The sequence below is a fragment of the Vibrio gigantis genome, from assembly GCF_024347515.1.
GTDB lineage: Bacteria > Pseudomonadota > Gammaproteobacteria > Enterobacterales > Vibrionaceae > Vibrio > Vibrio gigantis.
In genome coordinates this window covers 942,482-961,947 of sequence record NZ_AP025493.1, presented here as the reverse complement: position 1 = coordinate 961,947, position 19,466 = coordinate 942,482, and the positions used below count along the sequence as shown (strand labels likewise).

Annotated in this window: 21 protein-coding genes and 1 riboswitch; of the genes, 9 read left to right on the top strand and 12 right to left on the bottom strand. The window is 44.6% G+C overall.

The features are described 5' to 3' along the window. From OCV56_RS20425 to OCV56_RS20410, 4 genes are read right to left on the bottom strand one after another with little or no spacing between them, the layout of a single operon-like run. Entirely contained in the window at positions 1 to 408 is a 408-nt protein-coding gene (locus OCV56_RS20425; RefSeq protein WP_086714295.1) for a hypothetical protein, read from the bottom strand. Between the two features lie 59 nt (positions 409 to 467). Then, positions 468 to 974 (bottom strand): hypothetical protein, encoded by a 507-nt coding sequence (locus tag OCV56_RS20420; RefSeq protein WP_086714294.1) that lies wholly within the window; start codon positions 972 to 974, stop codon positions 468 to 470. Between the two features lie 3 nt (positions 975 to 977). Then, the gene (locus OCV56_RS20415; RefSeq protein ID WP_086714293.1) at positions 978 to 1,463 is read right to left on the bottom strand and encodes a hypothetical protein; all 486 of its coding nucleotides are present in this window, start codon (positions 1,461 to 1,463) and stop codon (positions 978 to 980) included. Between the two features lie 22 nt (positions 1,464 to 1,485). Next, a complete protein-coding gene (locus tag OCV56_RS20410; protein WP_086714292.1) occupies positions 1,486 to 1,833 on the bottom strand; it encodes a hypothetical protein in 348 nt (115 codons plus the stop codon). Positions 1,834 to 2,080: 247 nt separating this feature from the next. On the opposite strand from OCV56_RS20410, the gene OCV56_RS20405 reads away from it, so the two are divergent. Both OCV56_RS20405 and OCV56_RS20400 read left to right on the top strand, forming a co-directional pair. Beyond that, positions 2,081 to 2,665, top strand: a complete 585-nt coding sequence (locus OCV56_RS20405) for a hypothetical protein (RefSeq protein WP_086714291.1) — start codon at positions 2,081 to 2,083, stop codon at positions 2,663 to 2,665. A gap of 423 nt (positions 2,666 to 3,088) precedes the next feature. After that, positions 3,089 to 4,519, top strand: coding sequence for a YfcC family protein (locus tag OCV56_RS20400; protein WP_086714290.1), 1,431 nt, complete (start codon positions 3,089 to 3,091; stop codon positions 4,517 to 4,519). Positions 4,520 to 4,628: 109 nt separating this feature from the next. On the opposite strand, the gene glgC is transcribed toward OCV56_RS20400, so the two are convergent. Then, a complete protein-coding gene (gene glgC / locus OCV56_RS20395; protein ID WP_086714289.1) occupies positions 4,629 to 5,849 on the bottom strand; it encodes a glucose-1-phosphate adenylyltransferase in 1,221 nt (406 codons plus the stop codon). A gap of 351 nt (positions 5,850 to 6,200) precedes the next feature. Here glgC and ompW point away from each other — a divergent pair, with 351 nt between their 5' ends. Both ompW and OCV56_RS20385 read left to right on the top strand, forming a co-directional pair. Beyond that, the gene (gene ompW / locus OCV56_RS20390; RefSeq protein WP_086714288.1) at positions 6,201 to 6,890 is read left to right on the top strand and encodes an outer membrane protein OmpW; all 690 of its coding nucleotides are present in this window, start codon (positions 6,201 to 6,203) and stop codon (positions 6,888 to 6,890) included. 201 nt (positions 6,891 to 7,091) lie between these two features. Continuing rightward, positions 7,092 to 8,903 (top strand): choice-of-anchor I family protein, encoded by a 1,812-nt coding sequence (locus tag OCV56_RS20385; RefSeq protein ID WP_086714287.1) that lies wholly within the window; start codon positions 7,092 to 7,094, stop codon positions 8,901 to 8,903. A gap of 110 nt (positions 8,904 to 9,013) precedes the next feature. On the opposite strand, the gene OCV56_RS20380 is transcribed toward OCV56_RS20385, so the two are convergent. Further along, positions 9,014 to 9,733, bottom strand: coding sequence for an SDR family oxidoreductase (locus tag OCV56_RS20380; RefSeq protein WP_008216572.1), 720 nt, complete (start codon positions 9,731 to 9,733; stop codon positions 9,014 to 9,016). Positions 9,734 to 9,959: 226 nt separating this feature from the next. Here OCV56_RS20380 and OCV56_RS20375 point away from each other — a divergent pair, with 226 nt between their 5' ends. Next, complete coding sequence (locus OCV56_RS20375; protein ID WP_086714286.1) at positions 9,960 to 10,865, top strand: LysR family transcriptional regulator; 906 nt, start codon at positions 9,960 to 9,962, stop codon at positions 10,863 to 10,865. A 42-nt stretch (positions 10,866 to 10,907) separates the two neighbouring features. Here the strand turns inward: OCV56_RS20375 and OCV56_RS20370 are convergent, their stop codons facing one another. After that, on the bottom strand, positions 10,908 to 11,246 hold the full coding sequence (locus tag OCV56_RS20370; RefSeq protein ID WP_086714285.1) for a winged helix-turn-helix transcriptional regulator: 339 nt from the start codon (positions 11,244 to 11,246) through the stop codon (positions 10,908 to 10,910). Positions 11,247 to 11,351: 105 nt separating this feature from the next. Here OCV56_RS20370 and OCV56_RS20365 point away from each other — a divergent pair, with 105 nt between their 5' ends. Together OCV56_RS20365 and OCV56_RS20360 are read left to right on the top strand one after the other, a co-directional pair. Beyond that, positions 11,352 to 12,119, top strand: coding sequence for an SDR family NAD(P)-dependent oxidoreductase (locus OCV56_RS20365; RefSeq protein ID WP_086714284.1), 768 nt, complete (start codon positions 11,352 to 11,354; stop codon positions 12,117 to 12,119). A 132-nt stretch (positions 12,120 to 12,251) separates the two neighbouring features. Then, on the top strand, positions 12,252 to 12,905 hold the full coding sequence (locus OCV56_RS20360; RefSeq protein ID WP_086714283.1) for a cupin domain-containing protein: 654 nt from the start codon (positions 12,252 to 12,254) through the stop codon (positions 12,903 to 12,905). A 97-nt stretch (positions 12,906 to 13,002) separates the two neighbouring features. Here OCV56_RS20360 and OCV56_RS20355 read toward each other — a convergent pair whose 3' ends face one another. Then, complete coding sequence (locus OCV56_RS20355) at positions 13,003 to 13,641, bottom strand: NAD(P)-dependent oxidoreductase (RefSeq protein ID WP_086714282.1); 639 nt, start codon at positions 13,639 to 13,641, stop codon at positions 13,003 to 13,005. Positions 13,642 to 13,798: 157 nt separating this feature from the next. Here OCV56_RS20355 and OCV56_RS20350 point away from each other — a divergent pair, with 157 nt between their 5' ends. Beyond that, on the top strand, positions 13,799 to 14,695 hold the full coding sequence (locus tag OCV56_RS20350; protein ID WP_086714281.1) for a LysR family transcriptional regulator: 897 nt from the start codon (positions 13,799 to 13,801) through the stop codon (positions 14,693 to 14,695). Between the two features lie 131 nt (positions 14,696 to 14,826). Here the strand turns inward: OCV56_RS20350 and OCV56_RS20345 are convergent, their stop codons facing one another. Beyond that, positions 14,827 to 15,690 carry a hypothetical protein gene (locus tag OCV56_RS20345; protein ID WP_086714280.1) on the bottom strand — a complete coding sequence of 288 codons (864 nt, stop codon included), beginning with the start codon at positions 15,688 to 15,690 and terminating at the stop codon, positions 14,827 to 14,829. Between the two features lie 354 nt (positions 15,691 to 16,044). Further along, a complete protein-coding gene (ribB, locus tag OCV56_RS20340; protein WP_008216559.1) occupies positions 16,045 to 16,701 on the bottom strand; it encodes a 3,4-dihydroxy-2-butanone-4-phosphate synthase in 657 nt (218 codons plus the stop codon). Between the two features lie 186 nt (positions 16,702 to 16,887). Continuing rightward, positions 16,888 to 17,038, bottom strand: a riboswitch (FMN riboswitch). A gap of 371 nt (positions 17,039 to 17,409) precedes the next feature. Here ribB and OCV56_RS20335 point away from each other — a divergent pair. After that, positions 17,410 to 18,153: a phosphatase PAP2 family protein gene (locus tag OCV56_RS20335; RefSeq protein ID WP_086714279.1), complete on the top strand. Its 744-nt coding sequence runs from the start codon at positions 17,410 to 17,412 to the stop codon at positions 18,151 to 18,153. Positions 18,154 to 18,245: 92 nt separating this feature from the next. On the opposite strand, the gene OCV56_RS20330 is transcribed toward OCV56_RS20335, so the two are convergent. Continuing rightward, positions 18,246 to 18,608, bottom strand: a complete 363-nt coding sequence (locus tag OCV56_RS20330; protein WP_086714278.1) for an MmcQ/YjbR family DNA-binding protein — start codon at positions 18,606 to 18,608, stop codon at positions 18,246 to 18,248. 68 nt (positions 18,609 to 18,676) lie between these two features. Further along, complete coding sequence (locus OCV56_RS20325) at positions 18,677 to 19,402, bottom strand: sulfite exporter TauE/SafE family protein (protein ID WP_167373184.1); 726 nt, start codon at positions 19,400 to 19,402, stop codon at positions 18,677 to 18,679. Between the last annotated feature and the right edge of the window lie 64 nt (positions 19,403 to 19,466).

Here is a 19,466-nt window from a genome sequence, read left to right as displayed (position 1 = left end):
TTAGTTCACCATAACGCGGACTATAAAATCCGTGACCGCTTGTTCTGTAATGGCTACATTGCTGATGGTTTGCTTGTCTTTGAGGGATACCTGATAACTTGAGCTCAGTACGATATCGGTATGGTGATATTTGTACTCAACAATCAGATCACAGGTGACACGATCGGCCTGTTTCACTGCTGTGGTGGTATCGGTGTAGTTAACACGACTTTCAGTGTCGATGAGTTCGATACTCGACCAGTCGATGTATTCTGAATTTGAAAGTGCATCAAAAATTCGACGCTCATGATTCTCAGAGCCATCGACACATATTTGATTGAACTGCTCAACCTCTTGTCTATCGAAGCCAGTGCTCACAGCGTAGGGCGCGATAAATAAGATCGATAAGAATAATAGTAAGGTTTTCATAAAGCCTCTGAGTCAGTAAGCCCTCTCGAGTAGAGGGCTTTCTGTGGGAGAGATGATGGTTAGTTACACTCGACTGTCCATGTGGTTTTGACTTGATAGTCGATGCCGGACTGTAGGTCACCTTCATCAACATCCACTCGAGCATATAAATTCAAATTGTCTTCGTTTTCTATTTCGCTACGCTTGATATCAACACCTCTCTCCCAATGGTCTAAGCTCTTGTCTTCATCAATGGTACCGGCAGATTGTATATGGATATCCTTATTATCTATTTGCTCTCCAAATGATGAGATATCAATGTCTGTGGCAGAAAGCTTAACTTTTTCATCTGTGTTGCTTATGAGTTTCACAGTTGCGTGGGATTCGTTGTAGTCTTCCCCAAAAGCTAGGTCGGCTCTATCTTGTGTCGCATAAACACCGCATTGAGAATCAACACTGCCTGAAAATATGACTTCTCCAGTAACGGGTTGATGGCTCACTTCATCATCATTTGCGGACGCCACGCTGATATTGGTCGCCAAAATCGACATGGCAGCAAGGCCAAGTAATGGTTTTTTATTAAGCATTTTTTACTCCGAAAAAGTGGTATTGCTTTGTTTCATCTTCAGCAGGCGATATTTCTCTGCTTCGATTTGTAATAGCTTTAGCTCATGTTCCGCTTGAGCCAGCTCTTCTAAACGTTCTCGCTCACGGAGCTCGAACTCATAGAGTCGACGACAGTCAACTCTATCCTCACCACCAAATTGCAGTGTGACAGCCGCGTATATGCCGGCCTCATCCTGATTCTGGTAGTAATAATTGTTGTAATAGCTGTCGCTATCTTCATTACCCGTTGAGCCATAGGTTCCGAACTGAACGGTTTTGCCCGTAGAAATCGCTTGTTCGCAAGAAGCCCCCTCAGACGTACGAATTCGGTCAGTTCCCGATGGGTTAGATACACTCGGTATCGGGTTTGCCAATGCAGGGCTTGTTAGAGAAAGACTGGTCAATGAAGCGATAGCCAGTGCTACGACAGTCAATAAAGCCCTGCGCAGCGTTGTTATGATTTTTTGCATCGTTAGTACCGTTTGAATTGGGTTAATAGCGCTTGAATTTAAGATTGGTGCACACTTCGTAGCTGTTTGGAGAATCCGTCACCATGCGCGTGCAGATCTTCTTCTTGGTTGTTTGAGCTGCCGGTGTTTTTACGTTGATATCGAGCTCGATCTCTTGATTCGCATCGAGTTGGATTTTGTTTGGGAATTCTTTGTCATCAATCCGCAGGTAATAATCTGCTTGTTTGGTGTAACGATTTACCAGTAAAAACCTCACCTGAGTCTTGTCGGAGTAGGTCTGAAATTCGGTATTTTTCCATTTGTGCACGTTTGCATGTGCTAAAGAACTGCTCAGCAATAACGCAGCAGTAATGATGTAAATAGCCTTCATGAAAGCCTCAAAATGATGATCAAAGTCTCATTTTATTTGGCTTCTAAGCTCAGGCTTACCATTTTACGCCACTGACATAAGGCTGACAGTACGGTAAAGTTGGGGGGAGTTTGGAGAGTTTAAAAAACGACTAATTTATGATTTCGTCACTCAATATCACAATTACTAATATAGGCTGCAGTGGTTAATTGAGGTATCTGTTAGTACGGGATACTCTAACGCATTCGTTAAACTTGGATTCGTTACCATGAAAATGCCTGTTAAATTTGCTGCGTTCGCGGCTTCACTTTCTTTTGCCTTTAATGCTTTTGCTGCACCTGTTGAGTTTCAGAAAATTCCGGAAATCATGCAGCAATTCGATACCGCAGAACTGTACGTTAAGAAGTCTGTGACTCTAGGTCGTTTGCCTGCTGAATCTGAAATCGGTACTGACTTTCCTACCTACGTTTCTGACGGAAAGGGCGGTTATAGCTTAGAAACTAACAACGTAATGACGGGCGATGTGGTTATTGCAAGCATGCCTAAAGCGATTGTTGATGATGTTTTCAACCAATGGTTGGTTCCAAAAGAGACGTGGATCAGTAGCTATGGTTCACTACCAACGTCGACCACTGAATTCAAGCCGTTTAAGCGAATTAAAACCATCAAAGCCATTAAGATTGATGCTGAAATGCTAGAGCTAATGGGGAGTGAAGATGGCAAAACCGCGGTAATTAAAGTGAGCTGGGATGAGAAAGGAATGAAGGTTTATAAGGACGGTTACTTAGCGGATTATGAGTATGGGATTGCCCCTCATGAGATGCAAGAGAACTACGAGCTAGCGCCTAAGTAAGCTGCTGGTTCTGTCTTTCTGTATATTTTACAAAGCGCTCTGTTTTGCAGGGCGCTTTTTTGTTGTCCATCAAAATATGACATAACTCACACTTTTCTGACATTTTACCGCTCGTTGTGCTAGTATGCGCCGCTTGTCTTTGTAATTGATAAAAAACGCATTACCAAAACAGAGTTTCCTGTTTATCTGCTTGTAATGACCTCATTCAGTTTTGCCTGATTTGGCTGAACATCTGCATTTTGCTCGGACGCAAAGAGAGTAGTTCTCACTACTTCACTATGTACATTTGAGAGCACCATCTATCAAAGGCCTTTTAGAAACTGCCTAGTTAGCGCGAACTTAGTTCTGCGTGAAGGGTTTCGTTTTTCCGAAAATCCCCCCAGCGCCAAGTATTGCTTGGTTGCTGACAAGTAAGGAGTCTATATGACGTCTACGGTATCTACATCCGTACCTACATCTCCAGCTGGTAATACAGCTTCGACAGAGAAAGAAGTAAACCATCCATTTCTTTCTTTGGTCATCATGGTAATCGTTGCAGCAATCGCAACCTACTTTATCCCTGCAGGTGAGTTTGAGCGAGTGGTTATGAATGGCCGCACGGTGATCGACCCAGACAGCTATACACTATTGGCTAGCAACCCAACAACATTAGCCTCTTTTTTCGAATCATTTTTTAAAGGCTTCAAATCCGCTTCTGGCGTGATGGGTGTTGTGGTGTTTGTTGGTGGTGCTTTCGGTATCATCAAACACATGGGGCTGCTAGACGCTTCGGTCGTCGCGCTTACCACTAAGCTAAAAAAACAAGGCTTGTATGTGATCGCGCCAGTGATCATGACGGCTATCTTCTTTAACGTGACCTTCACCGGTATGCGTGAACTGGATGTTATTTTCATCTCGTTGATGATCCCTATCTGTATCAAGCTTGGATACGATGCAATCACAGCACTTGGCGTTGTTTTACTGGCTAGTTGTGCGGGCTTCGCCGCTGCATTAGCAAACCCATTCTTCACGGGTATCGCACACACTATCGCTGAATTGCCAATGTATTCGGGTATGTGGTACCGCTTTATTGTTGGTATGTTCATGCTGTTGACGGGTGCTTGGTATGTGTTGAGTTACGCACGCAAAGTAAAGCAAGACCCAACCAAAGGCTTGTTACACGGCACGGGTTACCACTACGAATCTAATGTTGAAGCGAAAACACTGACAACACGTGAGAAGCTAGCGGGCATAGCGTTCTTGGGCGTATTTGCCTACATGATTTTTGGTACGCTGACGATGGGCTTCGGTTTCACCGAGATCGCTGGTGCATTCGTTGCTATGGCGATCATTCCGGGTTTGGTTGCAGGTTTATCTCCGAACAAGATTTGTGAATATTGGACCAAAGGTGTCAGCGATGTATTGGTTGCAGTGTTGATCATCTTCTTTGCGCGCTCAGTGTTGACCATTATGGAAGATGCCAAGATTGTCGATTCGATCATCTACTATCTTGCGCAAATCATTTCTGGAAGTTCTAAGCTTGTTGCTGCGGCGGGTATCTACTTCTCGCAAGCGGCAATTAACCTGTTTATCCCGTCGGGCAGTGGTCAAGCGGTTATCACCATGCCAATCATTATTCCGTTAGCGGATATTGGTGAAGTCACTCGTCAAGTTGCAGCGTTGGCATCTCAACTGGGTGATGGTATCTCGAATTACATTTATCCAACCAATGGTGGTTTACTGGCGGTACTGGCTATCGCAAAAGTGCCTTATACAAAGTGGGTTCGTTTCTTCTTACCGCTATTCTTGTTCTGGTCGGTCGGCGCTCTGATTTCAGTCGTGATTGCTCAAATGATTGAGTTAGGTCCATTCTAAGGCTTGGGCTTTTAATCGGATAAGCTTTGCTTGAAACCATCCAACTAAATACAAAGGCAGCGAATTCGCTGCCTTTTTCGTTCAGGGAGAAGCTACGCTAGGTGGAGTATCATTCTTCAAACTGATAAGAAGAGGGCACCACAATCACGCCTTGTTTTGATATGTGGAAGCGTTTTGCGTCAGCTAGTCTATCAAGACCAATCTGGGTTCCGTCTGGCACTTTCACGTTCTTATCTATGATGCAGTTTTGAATGTGGCAGTTTCGTCCAATCTCAACATCTTCAAATAAGATACTATCAATCACGATCGCCGCGTTGCTCACTTTTACTTTAGGGAAGAAGATAGAGTTTTGCGCCGAGCCCCCTTCTATCACTACACCATTAGCAATCATCGAGTTAATGAATATCCCTTGATTTCCCTCTACCGAAGCAATGGTGCGTGCTGGTGGTAGTTGCGGTTCATAGGTACGAATTGCCCAATCTGGCTGATACAAATCGATTGGCGAAGTTGGCTTTAGCAAATCCATGTTCGATTGGTAATAAGAGTCGATGGTACCCACGTCTCTCCAATAGGCGTCTTGGGTTACGCGCCCCTCTTCGTCGCCAAACTTGTATGCGTAAACACTGTTGTTCTCGACTAGCTTAGGAATGATGTCTTTACCAAAATCATGGCTTGAATCTGGATCTTCTGCGTCTGTCAATAATGCCTGTGTCAGTACTTCTTTATCAAAGATGTAAATCCCCATTGAAGCCATGCTTCGTGTTGGCCTACCAGGTACACATGCAGGGTAACGTGGTTTTTCGGTAAAGTTATTAATCTGATGCGATTCGTTAATTTCCATCACACCAAACTCTTTGGCTTCATCAATCGACACCTCCATACACGCAACAGTTAGGTCGGATTCATTCTTCTTGTGCTGCTTTAGCATTGGGGCGTAATCCATGCGATAGATATGATCGCCCGATAACACCACGACATGCTTCGCTTCACTGCGTGACAATAGATATAAGTTTTGATAAATCGCGTCAGCAGTGCCGCTATACCAACTGTCACCTGTGCGCATTTGTGGGGGAACATTGGTGATGTATTCGCCGAGCTCGGGGTTAAGCACCGACCAACCGTCACGTAAGTGTTTTTGCAAAGAGTGAGACTTGTACTGAGTTAACACCAGAATTTGGCGAAGCCCCGAGTGCAGGCAGTTCGCGAGCGTGAAATCGATGATTCGATATTTGCCACCAAAGGGAACCGCAGGTTTTGCACGGTTATCAGTGAGGGGAGAAAGCCGAGAGCCAACACCGCCGGCTAGAACGATTGTTAGAGTGTCTTGCATAGTCAGAACCTCAATGTATTTATGATTATGAACATAGACTTGCAAGCACCACGCCAAATGTAACTCATTGAATATTAACCGAGGTGACAATGAACTCTGCGAGACTGCACCAAATTGATGCGTACGGGATGTTGGATTGCTCTATTTTGATCCAAAGAGATCCGAGCAAAGTGAAAAGGCAGAGTTAACAAAATGATGCACGGAAAAGTTGCATTACAAAACTGTCAATAAAATGAAAGAATAAAGTGATCGGGTCGATATAAATTTACACAAATAATCATAACCTTTCACAAATTGATTTCCATCAATAAAGTAGGGTTATTGTATGTTACCTTGCACGCAAAATAAGAAATGATTACTCATTCACCAATAAAGAATAAGCCCTCAAAAGGAAATAATAATGAAAAAACAGTATGTGGTATTGCGGTTATTGCGGCTCTTATGTCAACAAATGTTCTTGCTCATAAAGAAGGTGATTTCATCATCCGTGCAGGCGCAGCAACGGTATCTCCAAATGATAGTAGCGGTGCTGTGTTAAATGATCCGAATACAGAGTTTTCTGTAGACTCAAACACTCAGCTTGGTTTGACTTTCGGTTACATGTTTACTGACAACATCAGCCTTGAAGTACTAGCGGCAAGCCCATTTTCTCACAACATTTCTGCTACTGGCCTAGGTGAAATTGCTGATACAAAACACCTACCACCAACGTTCATGGTTCAGTACTATTTTGGTCAAGCAAATAGTGACTTCCGCCCTTACGTAGGCGCAGGTATCAACTACACTGTTTTCTTCGATGAGTCACTAAACCAAGGAGCGAAAGATCTAGGCTTAAGTGATTTATCTCTTGATGATTCTTGGGGCTTAGCGGCAAACATTGGTATGGACTACATGATCAATGAAGACTGGTTCCTAAACGCATCAGTTTGGTATGCAGACATTGGAACGACAGCAAAATATAAGTTTAATGGTCAACAGTTCTCAACAGACGTTGATATCGACCCATGGGTATTCATGATCGGTGGTGGTTACAACTTCTAACCCACCTATTCAGTTTACTAAAGGCGCTCAAGCACCAGCCAGCTTGGGTGCTTTTTTTGCTTGCTTGTTAATGAAACGCTCACTCCAACTTGCTGTTGTTATAGGTAAGTGGAACCGATTGTCGTCACCTATTGTTAACAAAAGGGAAAGATAACTGTCATAAGCGGCCTCTATGATCGCGATTCAAATTATGGAGGATATATGAATCGTAAATTTAATAAGCTGACTTTATTACTACCTATCGCAGTGAGTTCTGCTCTGGCCGGGTGTTCTCAGTCAACATCATCTACCGCTAGTACGCTATCTCAAACCTCACTTGATGCTTTGAGCCTCCAATGCCAATCCAGCCAACAGCCAATCGCAAGTGATGCTGAAGTTACCGAGCTTACTCTGGTTGGCCGTTCCATTGCCGAAGCTCCCTTTGCAACTTCCGCAGCAGAAATTGTCAGCTACGATTCATGTACCGATAAATTGTATGTCGTAAACGCTCAAGCAAAGAAAGTTGATGTGCTATCGATGAATGTCGATAGCTCGCCAAACTCGGAAGGCTCTATTGTTCTTCAATCTGCCGCTTTAGCTTCTGGTATTAATATCGGCGCTGCAAATAGCGTTTCGACACATCAAGGATTAGTCGCTGTCGCGATTGAAAACGCCGACAAACAACAAAATGGCATTATTGCGCTTTATCGTTCAGACACATTAGAGCTGATCACTACATACGAAGCCGGTGCACTGCCAGACATGGTGAGCTTTTCTAAAGACGGCCGTTACATCGCTTCGGCAAATGAAGGTGAGCCGAATTCGGATTACAGCATTGACCCTGAAGGCTCTGTGACATTGGTAGATTTAGCGAATGGGCCGATGCAAGCGAAAGTCACGCAGATTGATTTCAAGGCATTCAATCAAGGTCAGCCTCGTCATAAAGAACTGACCGGCAAGGTTCGAATCTCAGCTCCGAATGCGACCGTTGCTCAAGACTTAGAGCCTGAATACCTAACGTTTGCAGATAACGGCAAACTCTATGTGGCCTTGCAAGAGAACAATGCATTGGCAGCAATTGACGTGGCAACTGCACAAGTCGATGCGATTCTCGGATTAGGCGGTAAACCTTGGGATACCGCTCAGTTGGATGCATCGAACAAAGACAAAAACATCGGCAACCTACAAAGCTACGCAATGTTAGAAGGGCTTTACATGCCTGATAGCATTACTAGCTACAGTGTCGATGGCAATACCTACATCGTAACTGCGAACGAAGGTGATGGCCGCGAGTATGGCATCAAGACAACGCAAAAAGTGTGTGATGATAAAGGCTTTGAGTGGGATGGTGATGACTATAAAGGCACCGAAAACTACACCACAGAAAAAGACTTTTGTATCGCTTATGTTGATGAAGTACGTGGCAAGAAGCTAGATGTTGATGCTAACCACCCATTGGCTGGTGCATTGAAAGACAACAAACAACTGGCTCGTCTTAAGGTGATTAAGCCACAAGGAACACTTGCTGCTGACCAAAAAGTTCAAGCATTCGGTAGCCGTTCTTTCTCTATTTGGGATGAATCTGGCGAGTTAGTGTTTGATAGCGGCGATGATTTCGCTCGAATCGTTCTTGATCAAGATCCTGCAAACTTCAACAGCACCAATGATAACAACCAAAGTGGTGACGCTCGCAGCGATGACAAAGGGGTTGAACCTGAGGCTATCGAAGTGGCTGAGATTAACGGTAAGCAGTATGCCTTTATTGGTCTTGAGCGCCAAGGTGGCATCATGGTTTACGACGTAACACAGCCTAAAAACGCGAGTTTCATCAGTTACTTGAACAACCGAGACTTTACACAACCAGTGTGTACCAAAGTTGATGAAGACGGTGATTGCGACAACGATACTTACAACTCAAAAGCGGGTGACCTAGGCCCAGAGTCAATCAAGTATTTCACTCGCTCTGGTAACCACTTTATTGCGGTTGGCAACGAAGTGAGTGGTAGCACATCAGTTTACCGCGTTGAGTTCTAATCTCGCTTATTGCAAGCAATTAGATTGAATCAAAACAAAAGCGCCACTACTGAATCAGTAGTGGCGCTTTCTATTTAATATTCACGAATATATGCGTGATAGATTAGCTTCTATGGCTGTTGCTTAGTTGGAGCTAGAGCGATCTCACGGATACATACGTTCTGTGGTTGTTGGTAAGCGAATGATACAGCGCGAGCAATATCGTCAGCTGCCAATACACCGCCCATGTCTTCTTTCCAAGAATCGTAACCGTCTTTGATCTCTTGAGATGTTGTGTGAGACAGAAGTTCAGTCTCTACAGCACCCGGTGCGATAGTGGTAACACGAACATTTGAAGCCGCAACTTCTTCACGAACGTTTTCAGAGATAGCGTGTACCGCGAACTTAGTACCACAGTAAGCAGCATGGCTTGGGAATGTTTTCTTACCCGCAATTGAGCTGATGTTGATGATAGTACCTGTGTTGCGTTCCATCATCGGTGCAAGTACAGATTGCATGCCGTTTAGAAGACCGATTACGTTTACATCGAACATTGTCTTCCACTCTTGAGCGTCTTGAGTATCGATTTGACCAAGAAGCATTGCACCAGCGTTATTGATAAGCGCATCTACAGGGCCGAATTTCTCTTCACCTTGTGCGATAGCTGCATCAAAAGATGCTTTGTCTGTTACGTCTACTTTCACAGATAGTGAGTTTGGTAGGTTAAGAGCTTCAAGGCGATCAATACGACGAGCTAGAAGTAGCAGAGGGTGACCTTCATCGCTAAGACGACGAGCGATTGCTTCACCAATACCAGAGCTTGCACCTGTAATTACGATTAGTTTTTTCATTTTATTTCCTCTGTACTTTAATTGCGTCGGTTGGCTACGACGTATTGTTTAAGTGCATTCGAATCAAGTGCTTGTTGCCTTGCTTCGTTGCGATGGAGGTATATTAAGGAAAATAGCATTGTTGATATATAGCGCTTTACTTGAAACACTGTTGCTGTAGTGCAACAATAAGTGAGTTCACTTTATTACGTCATTATCTTTAAATTTCACAAGTAAGCTGGCGGCCATGCTCAATCAAATTAACCTATCTGATATTCGTTCTTTCGTGCTTATCGCTCGTTTAGGTAACTTCACTAAAGCGGCGGAGGAGCTTGATGTGTCGCGCTCCCACGTTTCACGCCAAGTAAGTAGCTTAGAAAAACAGATGGGCGTGACATTGTTTATCCGCACCACACGAACCTTGAGGCTGACTCACGCAGGGCAAGATCTGTACGCGAGATGTGAACAAGCTTTAGATAATATAGACCAAGCACTGATTGCTGCCGTCGATGATGTCGAAGAAGTACGCGGTGACATCAAAGTCAACTGTGTCGGTGGTTATTTGGGGGAGGTGATCATTGCTGATCTGGTCAATGAGTTTATGCAGCTCTATCCTGATATCAGCATAAGCCTGGATTTCAGTAGTAACCGAGTCGACTTGATTGAAGACGCTTTCGATATCGCTTTTCGCATGGGAAGCCTTGAAGACGCGGGCTTTATTGCAAGGAAGCTATTGGACATAGAGATGGGAACACTCGCGAGCCCTGAGTATTTTGCTCGTAAAGGAAAGCCCAATCACCCTAAAGAGTTGATCCATCATGACTGCTTAACCGGTTCGGTGCGTAAATGGAGTTTTCAAGCGTTGGATGACACCAAGAAAACGCTCGATGTGCATGTGACTGGCAGATTGCAATGCAAAAATGGTCGAGTGCTAGTACAAGGCGCGAAGTCGGGTAACGGGATTATTCGTGTACCTACTATCTATTGCTTACAAGAACTGAATGATGGGCAATTAGTGCAGGTGTTTGATGACTGGGTGGTGCCTAAAGTGGACTTTTCAGCGATCTACCATCGAGACCGCTATCAACCAAGCCGAATTCGAACCTTCATTGATTTCGTAAAAGGTCGCTTTGAACAAATGCCAGTCAGCTAAGTATGTCTTCCGTCTTTTGACAATAGTTAGGCTGGTTTGTGCTTACATCTCGTCGATTTCGTTTTGCAGGCTTTCCAGTTGATCCAGAATCAGTAAAAACTTCTCACCAAAAGGCGTTACTTGATACTCAACTCTAGGTGGCAGTTCGTTGAACATTTGCTTGTTTAAAATCCCGAACTCAACATTTCGCTTCAAACACTCATTCAGTACCTTGGTCGATAACCCTTCGACCGAGCGCACCATCTCACCGGGGCGATTAATGCCATTTGCCAATAATTGGTAAACCGTTAGCGACCATTTACAGCCGTAGATGGTTTCGACCATACGAGCGGAACGCTCCGGTGCTGATTTTCTTGAAAAAAAGTTTTCCTGATTTTTCATAAAGATGTACCAATAAGTACCTACCTAACCGATTTGTACTTACTATTCATAGTGTTAGTTCAAAGCCTAAGATTACCACGTTCACATGACTTAGGAGATAACAAAATGAACTTCACTAAAAATGGTATTGCAGTCGTAATCGGTGGCACAAGCGGCATGGGCTTTGAAACAGCGAAGCAGTTAGTCGCTCAAAACATCCATGTGTTGGTTGTCGGCAATAACCCAGCTAAGTTAGATAAAGCGGTGTCAGAACTTCAATCACTAGGCCACGCTTCTGGTTGGCAAGCTAACCTTTATGATGATGCTAGTGTGTCGAACCTTATTGCGCATCTAGAGTCGCTTGAAGAGGGTATTGGTTACCTTGTTAATGCGGCTGGCTACTTCAACCCTAAAGCGTTTATTGAGCACCAAGAATCTGATTACGAGCAATACATGCAGCTTAATAAAGCAACCTTCTTCATCACTCAAGCGATAAGCAAGTTGATGATTAAGAACGGCGGCGGCAGTGTGGTTAACGTTGGTTCTATGTGGGGTAAGCAAGCAATCAAAGCGACACCATCTTCTGCGTACTCAATGGCTAAAGCTGGACTACACGCTTTAACACAGCATATGGCGATGGAGCTTGCGGATCACAACATTCGTGTGAATGCGGTGTCTCCAGCCGTAGTTAAAACGCCAATTTACGAATCTTTCATTAAGCCGGAAGAAGTAGATCAAGCGCTAGAAGGCTTCAATGCTTTCCATCCAATTGGTCGAGTAGGTTTGCCGAAAGACATCGCAAACAGCATCTCTTTCTTACTATCAGACAGTGCCGATTGGGTAACGGGCGCAATCTGGGATGTTGATGGTGGCGTGATCGCTGGCCGCAATTAATCAGGATTTTTGTTAGGTGGCTGTCGCGCAGGCAAAATGACAGCGAGATGGCCTCCTTGATGAGTATTCGCGTAGAATAGACATTAGCAAGACAATAATAATTAAAACAATAGTTAGAGTAAGGTCGTCATTATGTTCAACATGGACTTTTCAAAGAGACTGGTTATCGAAACCGATAAACTAGATTGGGTGGCAAGCCCTGCCAAAGGGGTATGGCGTAAGCCCCTAGAAAGAGAAGAGAGAGAATCGGGTCACACGACTAGCGTGGTGAAATACGATCCTCAATCTTCATTCTCCGAACACCCACACCCCCAAGGAGAAGAGATCTTCGTATTAGACGGTGTGTTCTCAGATGAAACCGGCGATTTTCCTGCAGGTACCTATATTCGAAACCCACCTGGCAGTGCGCACTCTCCATCTAGTCGAGATGGTTGCACGATCTTAGTTAAGCTAAACCAGTTTGATGCAAGAGACTTAACTCAAGTTCGAATCAATACGCTAGAAACGGAATGGCTCCCGGGCATTGGTGGCTTACAAGTGATGCCACTGCATGAGTTTGAGCACGAACACGTTGCTTTAGTTAAGTGGCCAGTTGGCGAGCGTTTTCAGCCACATCGTCACTTTGGTGGTGAAGAGATCTTTGTGTTGTCGGGCACTTTCAAAGATGAACATGGCGTGTACCCGAAACACACATGGATGCGCAGCCCTCACATGAGTGAGCATTTCCCGTTTGTGGAAGAAGAGACCGTTATCCTTGTGAAAACGGGTCACTTGCCACTGATATGATGATTATCTCGATGAACAAAACAGAAAGCCGTTTACCAAAAGTCAGCGGCTTTTAATTTTCTAATTCTATCGAGCTTACTTATGACACATCAAAGCATTAGTAAGCGACACCGATACGTTGGCGGGGGAACTTACCGGCTTCGAGTTCATCAATCATCGCGATAGCGTAATCGCTCACCGAAATTTTGCTGTTGCCATCTTCGTCGGTAAGCAGTTGATCGCCACCTGTTCGGTAGGTTGATAGTTTCTCGCCCGGGAAGATTTCTGCTGCCGGGCTAACGAACGTCCAATTAACTTCGCTATTAGATTGCTTGAACACTTCAAGCGCTTCGCCTTGTGCTAGCGCTTCGTTTTTGTAATCCGCAGGGAAGTCAGGAACGCTAACTAACGATACATTTGGTGCTACTTCTAATGAGCCTGCACCGCCAACCCACAACAAGCGCTCGATACCGATACTTGGTAATGTGGCTAGCAATTTAGTCGCAGTGTTTTTTACGATGTCGTGATTACCTAGAGCACGTCCGCCAATGGAAGCGATGACCGCATCAACGCCTGTTAGCGCGGCCGCTAAGCTTGCTGCTTCATCTTGTAAATCAAATGAACGAACTTCAACATCATTGGCTTCTACACGGCTTTCATCTCTTACGACAGCAACCACGTCGTGACCACGAGATTGAGCTTCTTGAGCGATGTGACTACCAATCCAACCTGATGCGCCTAATACTGCAATTTTCATAATGTCTCTCCAATTATCTAATTTATTGAGTCGTTTTCTCGACAGCCATTGCAGTCTAATAGCTCACTAGGTTGCGATAAATATCGCAAAATGATGTAGATTGTATCTATATAGTGATCTAATAAGGTTAGCAGCTAAACAGTTAAAGGAGAGTGTGATGGATAGGTTGACGGCAATGCGTAGCTTTGTCGAAGTCGCAAATTGTGCCAGCTTCACTCAAGCGGCTGAGCATTTGGATATGAGCAGATTGCAGGTGTCACGTCATGTTCAAGAGATAGAAGGGTGGTTGAAGCAGAGGCTATTGCATAGGACGACTCGAAAGGTGAGCTTAACGGCGGCAGGGGAAATCGCTCTGCAGCGCTGCGAGAAAATCCTCCATGAAACTGCTGAGCTAGAAGTTACTTCACTTAATCAAACCGATGATCTTTCTGGAACCATTCGAATTGCAGCTCCCATTGGTTTAACTCAGCACATGCTGTTGGATGTGGTCGAACAATTTATGGAGCGCCACCCTAATATCACGGTCGAGCTGTTTGCTTCAGACCGTTTTACCCAGCTGGTGGATGAAAGGATCGATATTGCACTTCGCTATACTGATCAACCTGACGATAGTTTGATTGCACGAAAGCTAATGGTAATTGATTCAGTGGTGTGTGCTTCACAAGCCTACTTGGACAAACATGGTGAGCCTGAAACGGTCGAAGCGCTTCGACAACATAATTGCTTTCGTCATTTGAATGTCTCGAAGTGGGATTTCGTTAAGGATAATCAGCACTATTCGGTTGAGGTGTCTGGCACCATTAAGGCTAACGATGTTGGGGTATTAACTCGCGCCGCACAGCATGGGAAAGGGGTAGTTCGTTTACCTTGTGACTTAGCCAACCCACTGATTGCGAATGGCAAACTGATACGAATATTGGATGACTTTGTTTCGCCTAGCAGCGTGCTTTGGGCGGTGTATCTATCTCGCAGCTATCAGCTTCCGGTTGTTCGTCAGTTTATTGATTTTGCGGCACAAGCTTGGGCTAGCGATATCAAGTCTGGGGATGTTTGAAACTTTATAGGTCACGAGACGTAGCGATAGAAATTTAAAAGTCCATAAATACAAAAATCCGATATCGATGGTGATATCGGATTTGAACTCAATAATTCAGAGTTCCAGCACGCTCTCCTCTCACGAAGTCTTTACATATAATGATGTACGGATAATCGAGTGTTTATCACCTTTTCGTTGATGTTTGGTAAAGGCTGATACAAGCTTCTCGTAATGTCGGATAATACTTGGTCGTAGACTTGCGACACGACGCTAGAGATATCACTGGTTAATTCGTACATGCTATCTGCCGGTTGGGTCGCTTCGTTACTTGATGCAATCTCTGTAAGTGCATGCATCGCTCGTGTACAAACCGGTGACCCACTGCTAATCGGGCAGATAATCGATAATTGGTTGAGTTTTCTGTGTGTCTGAGACGCGTAGTATTTGAATCTTAAATACTCCTCAGGCTTCTCCATATCCGCCTTCTCTATTCCAGGGATAGACATTCGTAACTTGGTCAGGATTTCCATGCAATCCAAGATCTGTTGCCAGTTCATGTGGTACTCACGGCTCATGTCTTCACGCTCAGATTGAATTAACCATACGATCATCACCTCATCCATCAAGAACATGCAGTGACGAATGGTTTTTCCATGAATCGATTGGTTGCGAACTAAGCTGCGGTTTTGCCAATCACTATGCATGGCGATGAGCTTGAGATGGTAGATGCGATACATAGGTCGGCTATCAAATGAGACGTGCGATTGAAGCAGCTCAGATACCTCAAGAATGTTGTCGTAAATCTCGTTTACTTTGCGAATCGAGTCGCTAGACAACTTATACGCCAGGGCATAATGCGTTGCCGCACGATGTTTGCGTGATAACGACAATAACTCTCTAAGTAAAACTAACGTTTCGAACCTGTGTGATAGCGCTGTTTGTCTCTTCCTTGAGAAATGAAACAGGGCGGCAAGGACTAATAGGGATAAACCCATTGAAATAACCACAAACATATTCTACTCCTAATATCTGAATACCTATTTAGTGGTAGTGCAGGCACTGTGCCAGAATAAATAAATGTTATGTTTCAGTGCCTTATGTTTTGTTGGTGATTGTGAATGATCAACATTGGTGCATAGCTTCACTGTTTGAGTGAGTGTTTCTCATATTTTGCAGGTTTTTTTGAGAGGTTATCCATCAGAAGTGGAATGTATCTTTGACTTCAGAGCTGACTTTTCTTGCCATAAGGAAATTAAAAAGGCCTCACTCTTTAATGCCGCTCACTAGAAACAGCATTAAAGAATGAGGCCTTTCAATATTTATCCGGCGCTCAATGACTTACAAAGCGAGTCATTAAGCACTAAGCCTTATGCAAGCTTAAGATCGAACTCGTTGCGGTACATCACCATATCTTCAATGGTCAGTACTGGCATGTTGTGCAGTTTACCGAAAGCAACGATCTCTGGTGCTTTTGCCATCGTACCGTCTGGGTTGGTTACTTCACACAGTACACCTGCTGATTGAAGACCTGCCATTTGCATCAGATCCACAGTGCCTTCTGTGTGACCGCGGCGAGCAAGTACGCCACCTTTACGAGCGCGCAGTGGGAATACGTGACCAGGGCGAGCAAGGTCAGTCGGCTTAGCTGTTGGATTTGCAGCTGTCTTGATCGTTGTTACACGGTCAGCGGCAGAAACACCTGTTGTAACGCCCACTTTTGCTTCGATGGTTACGGTAAACGCAGTTTGGTTTGCGCTGTTGTTATCAACAACCATAGGTGGAAGTTCAAGTTGGTTCGCTTGCTCGTCTGTGAGACACAGACACACAATACCGCTGCATTCGCGGATCATAAGTGCCATTTGAGCATTAGTTAGGTGTTCTACTGAGTAGATGATGTCGCCTTCGTTCTCGCGATCTTCATCATCGAGTAAAAGTACGCCACGACCTTCGCGTAGGGCTTGCAGTGCGTTTTCAACGCGAGTGATTGGTTCGCCAAATTCGGCAAGTAGTGAAGACTGATTCATGGTTAAACTCCTAAAATATCACCAGAATCAGGGCTGTATGAGGGATCTCAACCGAGCACAACAAAGCCGACTCATTACAAGTTGGCCTTAGCTCATTATGGTTTTATCCAAAACGAAATGCACCCGCCTAAGTTGGAGGCATGAACCCAATAAATAGGTACGCCTTTCCAACTTAAACGAGTGTGTTTTCATTCTCTCTCATCCGGACTATGACCGTCGGCTCTGGCATCTCACCAGATCTGCTGACCTCGACGAATCGAGCGCTCGCGGGCTTATCTTTAGATTTTGCTAAGGACATACCGCCGGTGGGGAATTTCGCCCCGCCCTGAGAATAAAAATTAATAATCTGTTTTGCTTGAAAGCAGACCAGATGGTAATGCTTTCAATAGTGGATTTAAAGGACTGACAGCAAAGTTTTTCAGATTCTGGCCTGATAACCCGGTGAGTGTTCACTTTATCGGCAGAATACAGCACCGCATTGTTTAGTAAGGTACAGCTGGTCTTTGGTCGGTTTTACTGTCGGTATGCGTATGAGTGAGGTAAAGATTATTGGTGATGGGGTGAGGGTTCATCGAATCAATACTCAAGCACCGCATTAATCGAATATTGTTACACCACGACGGCTGACTGACCGTTTTGACATAAAATTGATATTGGCGATGCTAAGCTGCGATAGCATCCGACCACTTTATCCAAAAGATCTTAGCCATGACTTCTCTGCTCTCTAACAAATCCAAAGGCTTATTACTGCTCGTTTTAAGTTTGTATTCTCTCGTACCCTTTTTGATCTTTGGATCTGATTTCGACCTTGGAAGTGCGGTTTTGCCTTTCTATGGCGCCTTCATGACTTTCGTGACTTACTCAGCAGGCAACCAAGGATTCTTGGTAACGCTCGCTGTTTTGTCTTTAGTAGTGCTCACGATGAAGTATTCCAAAGCTAAGCTGGTCAGCCTTTGTTTGCAGCTAGGCATTTTGTTGGTGCTTAGCTTTGCTGCGAAGACCTTCTTAAAGCATTCAACAGAGAGCCCGCGTCCTTATTCTGAGTATTTGGTTACGCAAGAAGTAGTTGAAATGCCAGAGCTCTTTTATGAGTTGCCATTGGTAGAAAAGAACGTAGCGATTGAATCTGTGCAAGATAAGGTCAGTGATTGGCGAACGCGTCATTGGTTGGGTGAGACGGATTATTCTTTCCCATCTGGGCACATGATTTTCGTTGGCGTGTGTCTGGCGTTTTTTGGTGGTTTGTTTCTTGAAGCGAAGCGTTTTTACTTAGTGGGCGGCTTGCTGATTTGGGCTGGTGGCGTTGCCTATAGTCGTGTTTGGCTTGGCATGCATCGCCCCGAAGACTTAGCGGCGTCTATTGCTTTTTCGGGTTTAATCTATTTATTGGTGCCACTGGTGCCAACGCAAAAAATCGAACCTCTGTTGCCCAAGTTTCTTAGAACGGCCTAAGTTTTTTAAGAGCGACTTAAGCTTTTAATAGCCGCCAAAGTTTTGAAAGGTTATCTAGTATTAGGTGGCCTATTAACAAGCAGAAATTCTAGCTACTGATTGAGCCCGAGTTCTGCTTGTTTCTTTTTGGTTAGACCTAAAGAGACAATTCGGTGTGATTCAGTGAGGTAGTATCTCAATTCCTCATCCCTTTCTGGTGTGCTCTCAAACAGCTGAATCCACTTCATTCCGCGTGAAGCAAAGTAGGGTGCAGGTTTATAACCGGGCTCTTCTTTTAGAAAGTCGAAATTCTGGTCGGACGCTTTGAAGATAAATGCAGGCTCGTCGTTCGGCCCCCAACCTCCAATCGCAAACACTTTCCCTCCCACTTTCCAAACGTGAGAGCTATTCCATTGCATCACATAGCTGGTGGCTGCTTGCGACTCACAGAATGCATTGAACTCATCGTATGTCATAGAACGCCCTTTCAATAGTTTGGTGTTGGACCTAGTGCTTGTTGCTTTATCGATGTTTCTGCTTCGCGCTAGCCAGCTAAGCCTTGCCAAATGGCAGTAAAGCCACTGATAGAACATAGCAACAAAGAGCCGATACGTATCTTCTCTTTAGGAATGCTTTGCGTCGTCAATAACGCCACCTTGTAACCCAACCAAGCGGCAGGAAGCAGCGGGATTGTGATGATCAAATGATGCATTGTGAAGAAGCCAATTGGGATCTGTACCAGTAATGAAATGATAGAACTAAACACAAAGAATGCAGAAAGGTTGCCACGAAGCTGATTCGCATCATGGTGTTGAAGAAGGAGTGCCATAGGTGGACCACCAATGCCTGAACTGGTACCGAAGAAGCCTGAGAAGAACCCAGCGATGCCCATTTTTGCAGGTGTCGGTTCTAACCTAAACGGAAGCAAACTAACAATCACCGCGAATACAACCAACAAGCCTAACCACAGTGACAAAACGCTTGTTGATACCATCACCAACAAAGCACCGCCTGCCAGTGAACCGGGAATTCGGCCTAATAGTGCGATTTTCAATCCACCAATAGAGATATTTGCTCGGTGTTTAAACGCGTTGAATACAGAAATGAACAGACCAACGAGACAGATAGGCGCGGGTACATAGTCAGGTGAGACCAAAAACAACAACGGGGCAGCCACAATAGCCAGGCCAAAGCCGATTGCTGTTTGTACAAACGAGCCGGCAAAAATGAGCGCCATCGCGATAAGAGCGGTCTGATCTAGGTATTCCATAAGCCTGCGAATAAGTTCAAAAGGGGAGAACGAATACTATAAAGTAAAACGGCAGGAATAGTCT

Coding starts and splice junctions, on each gene's coding strand:
- glgC (WP_086714289.1), bottom strand. CDS start 5,849: ATGCAAGACACTCTAACAATCGTTCTAGCCGGCGGTGTTGGCTCTCGG.
- OCV56_RS20325 (WP_167373184.1), bottom strand. CDS start 19,402: ATGGAATACCTAGATCAGACCGCTCTTATCGCGATGGCGCTCATTTTT.
- OCV56_RS20405 (WP_086714291.1), top strand. CDS start 2,081: ATGAAAATGCCTGTTAAATTTGCTGCGTTCGCGGCTTCACTTTCTTTT.
- OCV56_RS20415 (WP_086714293.1), bottom strand. CDS start 1,463: ATGCAAAAAATCATAACAACGCTGCGCAGGGCTTTATTGACTGTCGTA.
- OCV56_RS20425 (WP_086714295.1), bottom strand. CDS start 408: ATGAAAACCTTACTATTATTCTTATCGATCTTATTTATCGCGCCCTAC.
- OCV56_RS20370 (WP_086714285.1), bottom strand. CDS start 11,246: ATGAAAAATCAGGAAAACTTTTTTTCAAGAAAATCAGCACCGGAGCGT.
- OCV56_RS20360 (WP_086714283.1), top strand. CDS start 12,252: ATGTTCAACATGGACTTTTCAAAGAGACTGGTTATCGAAACCGATAAA.
- OCV56_RS20410 (WP_086714292.1), bottom strand. CDS start 1,833: ATGAAGGCTATTTACATCATTACTGCTGCGTTATTGCTGAGCAGTTCT.
- OCV56_RS20400 (WP_086714290.1), top strand. CDS start 3,089: ATGACGTCTACGGTATCTACATCCGTACCTACATCTCCAGCTGGTAAT.
- ribB (WP_008216559.1), bottom strand. CDS start 16,701: ATGAATCAGTCTTCACTACTTGCCGAATTTGGCGAACCAATCACTCGC.
- OCV56_RS20345 (WP_086714280.1), bottom strand. CDS start 15,690: ATGTTTGTGGTTATTTCAATGGGTTTATCCCTATTAGTCCTTGCCGCC.
- OCV56_RS20350 (WP_086714281.1), top strand. CDS start 13,799: ATGGATAGGTTGACGGCAATGCGTAGCTTTGTCGAAGTCGCAAATTGT.
- OCV56_RS20335 (WP_086714279.1), top strand. CDS start 17,410: ATGACTTCTCTGCTCTCTAACAAATCCAAAGGCTTATTACTGCTCGTT.
- OCV56_RS20380 (WP_008216572.1), bottom strand. CDS start 9,733: ATGAAAAAACTAATCGTAATTACAGGTGCAAGCTCTGGTATTGGTGAA.
- ompW (WP_086714288.1), top strand. CDS start 6,201: ATGATTACTCATTCACCAATAAAGAATAAGCCCTCAAAAGGAAATAAT.
- OCV56_RS20355 (WP_086714282.1), bottom strand. CDS start 13,641: ATGAAAATTGCAGTATTAGGCGCATCAGGTTGGATTGGTAGTCACATC.
- OCV56_RS20420 (WP_086714294.1), bottom strand. CDS start 974: ATGCTTAATAAAAAACCATTACTTGGCCTTGCTGCCATGTCGATTTTG.
- OCV56_RS20375 (WP_086714286.1), top strand. CDS start 9,960: ATGCTCAATCAAATTAACCTATCTGATATTCGTTCTTTCGTGCTTATC.
- OCV56_RS20365 (WP_086714284.1), top strand. CDS start 11,352: ATGAACTTCACTAAAAATGGTATTGCAGTCGTAATCGGTGGCACAAGC.
- OCV56_RS20330 (WP_086714278.1), bottom strand. CDS start 18,608: ATGACATACGATGAGTTCAATGCATTCTGTGAGTCGCAAGCAGCCACC.
- OCV56_RS20385 (WP_086714287.1), top strand. CDS start 7,092: ATGAATCGTAAATTTAATAAGCTGACTTTATTACTACCTATCGCAGTG.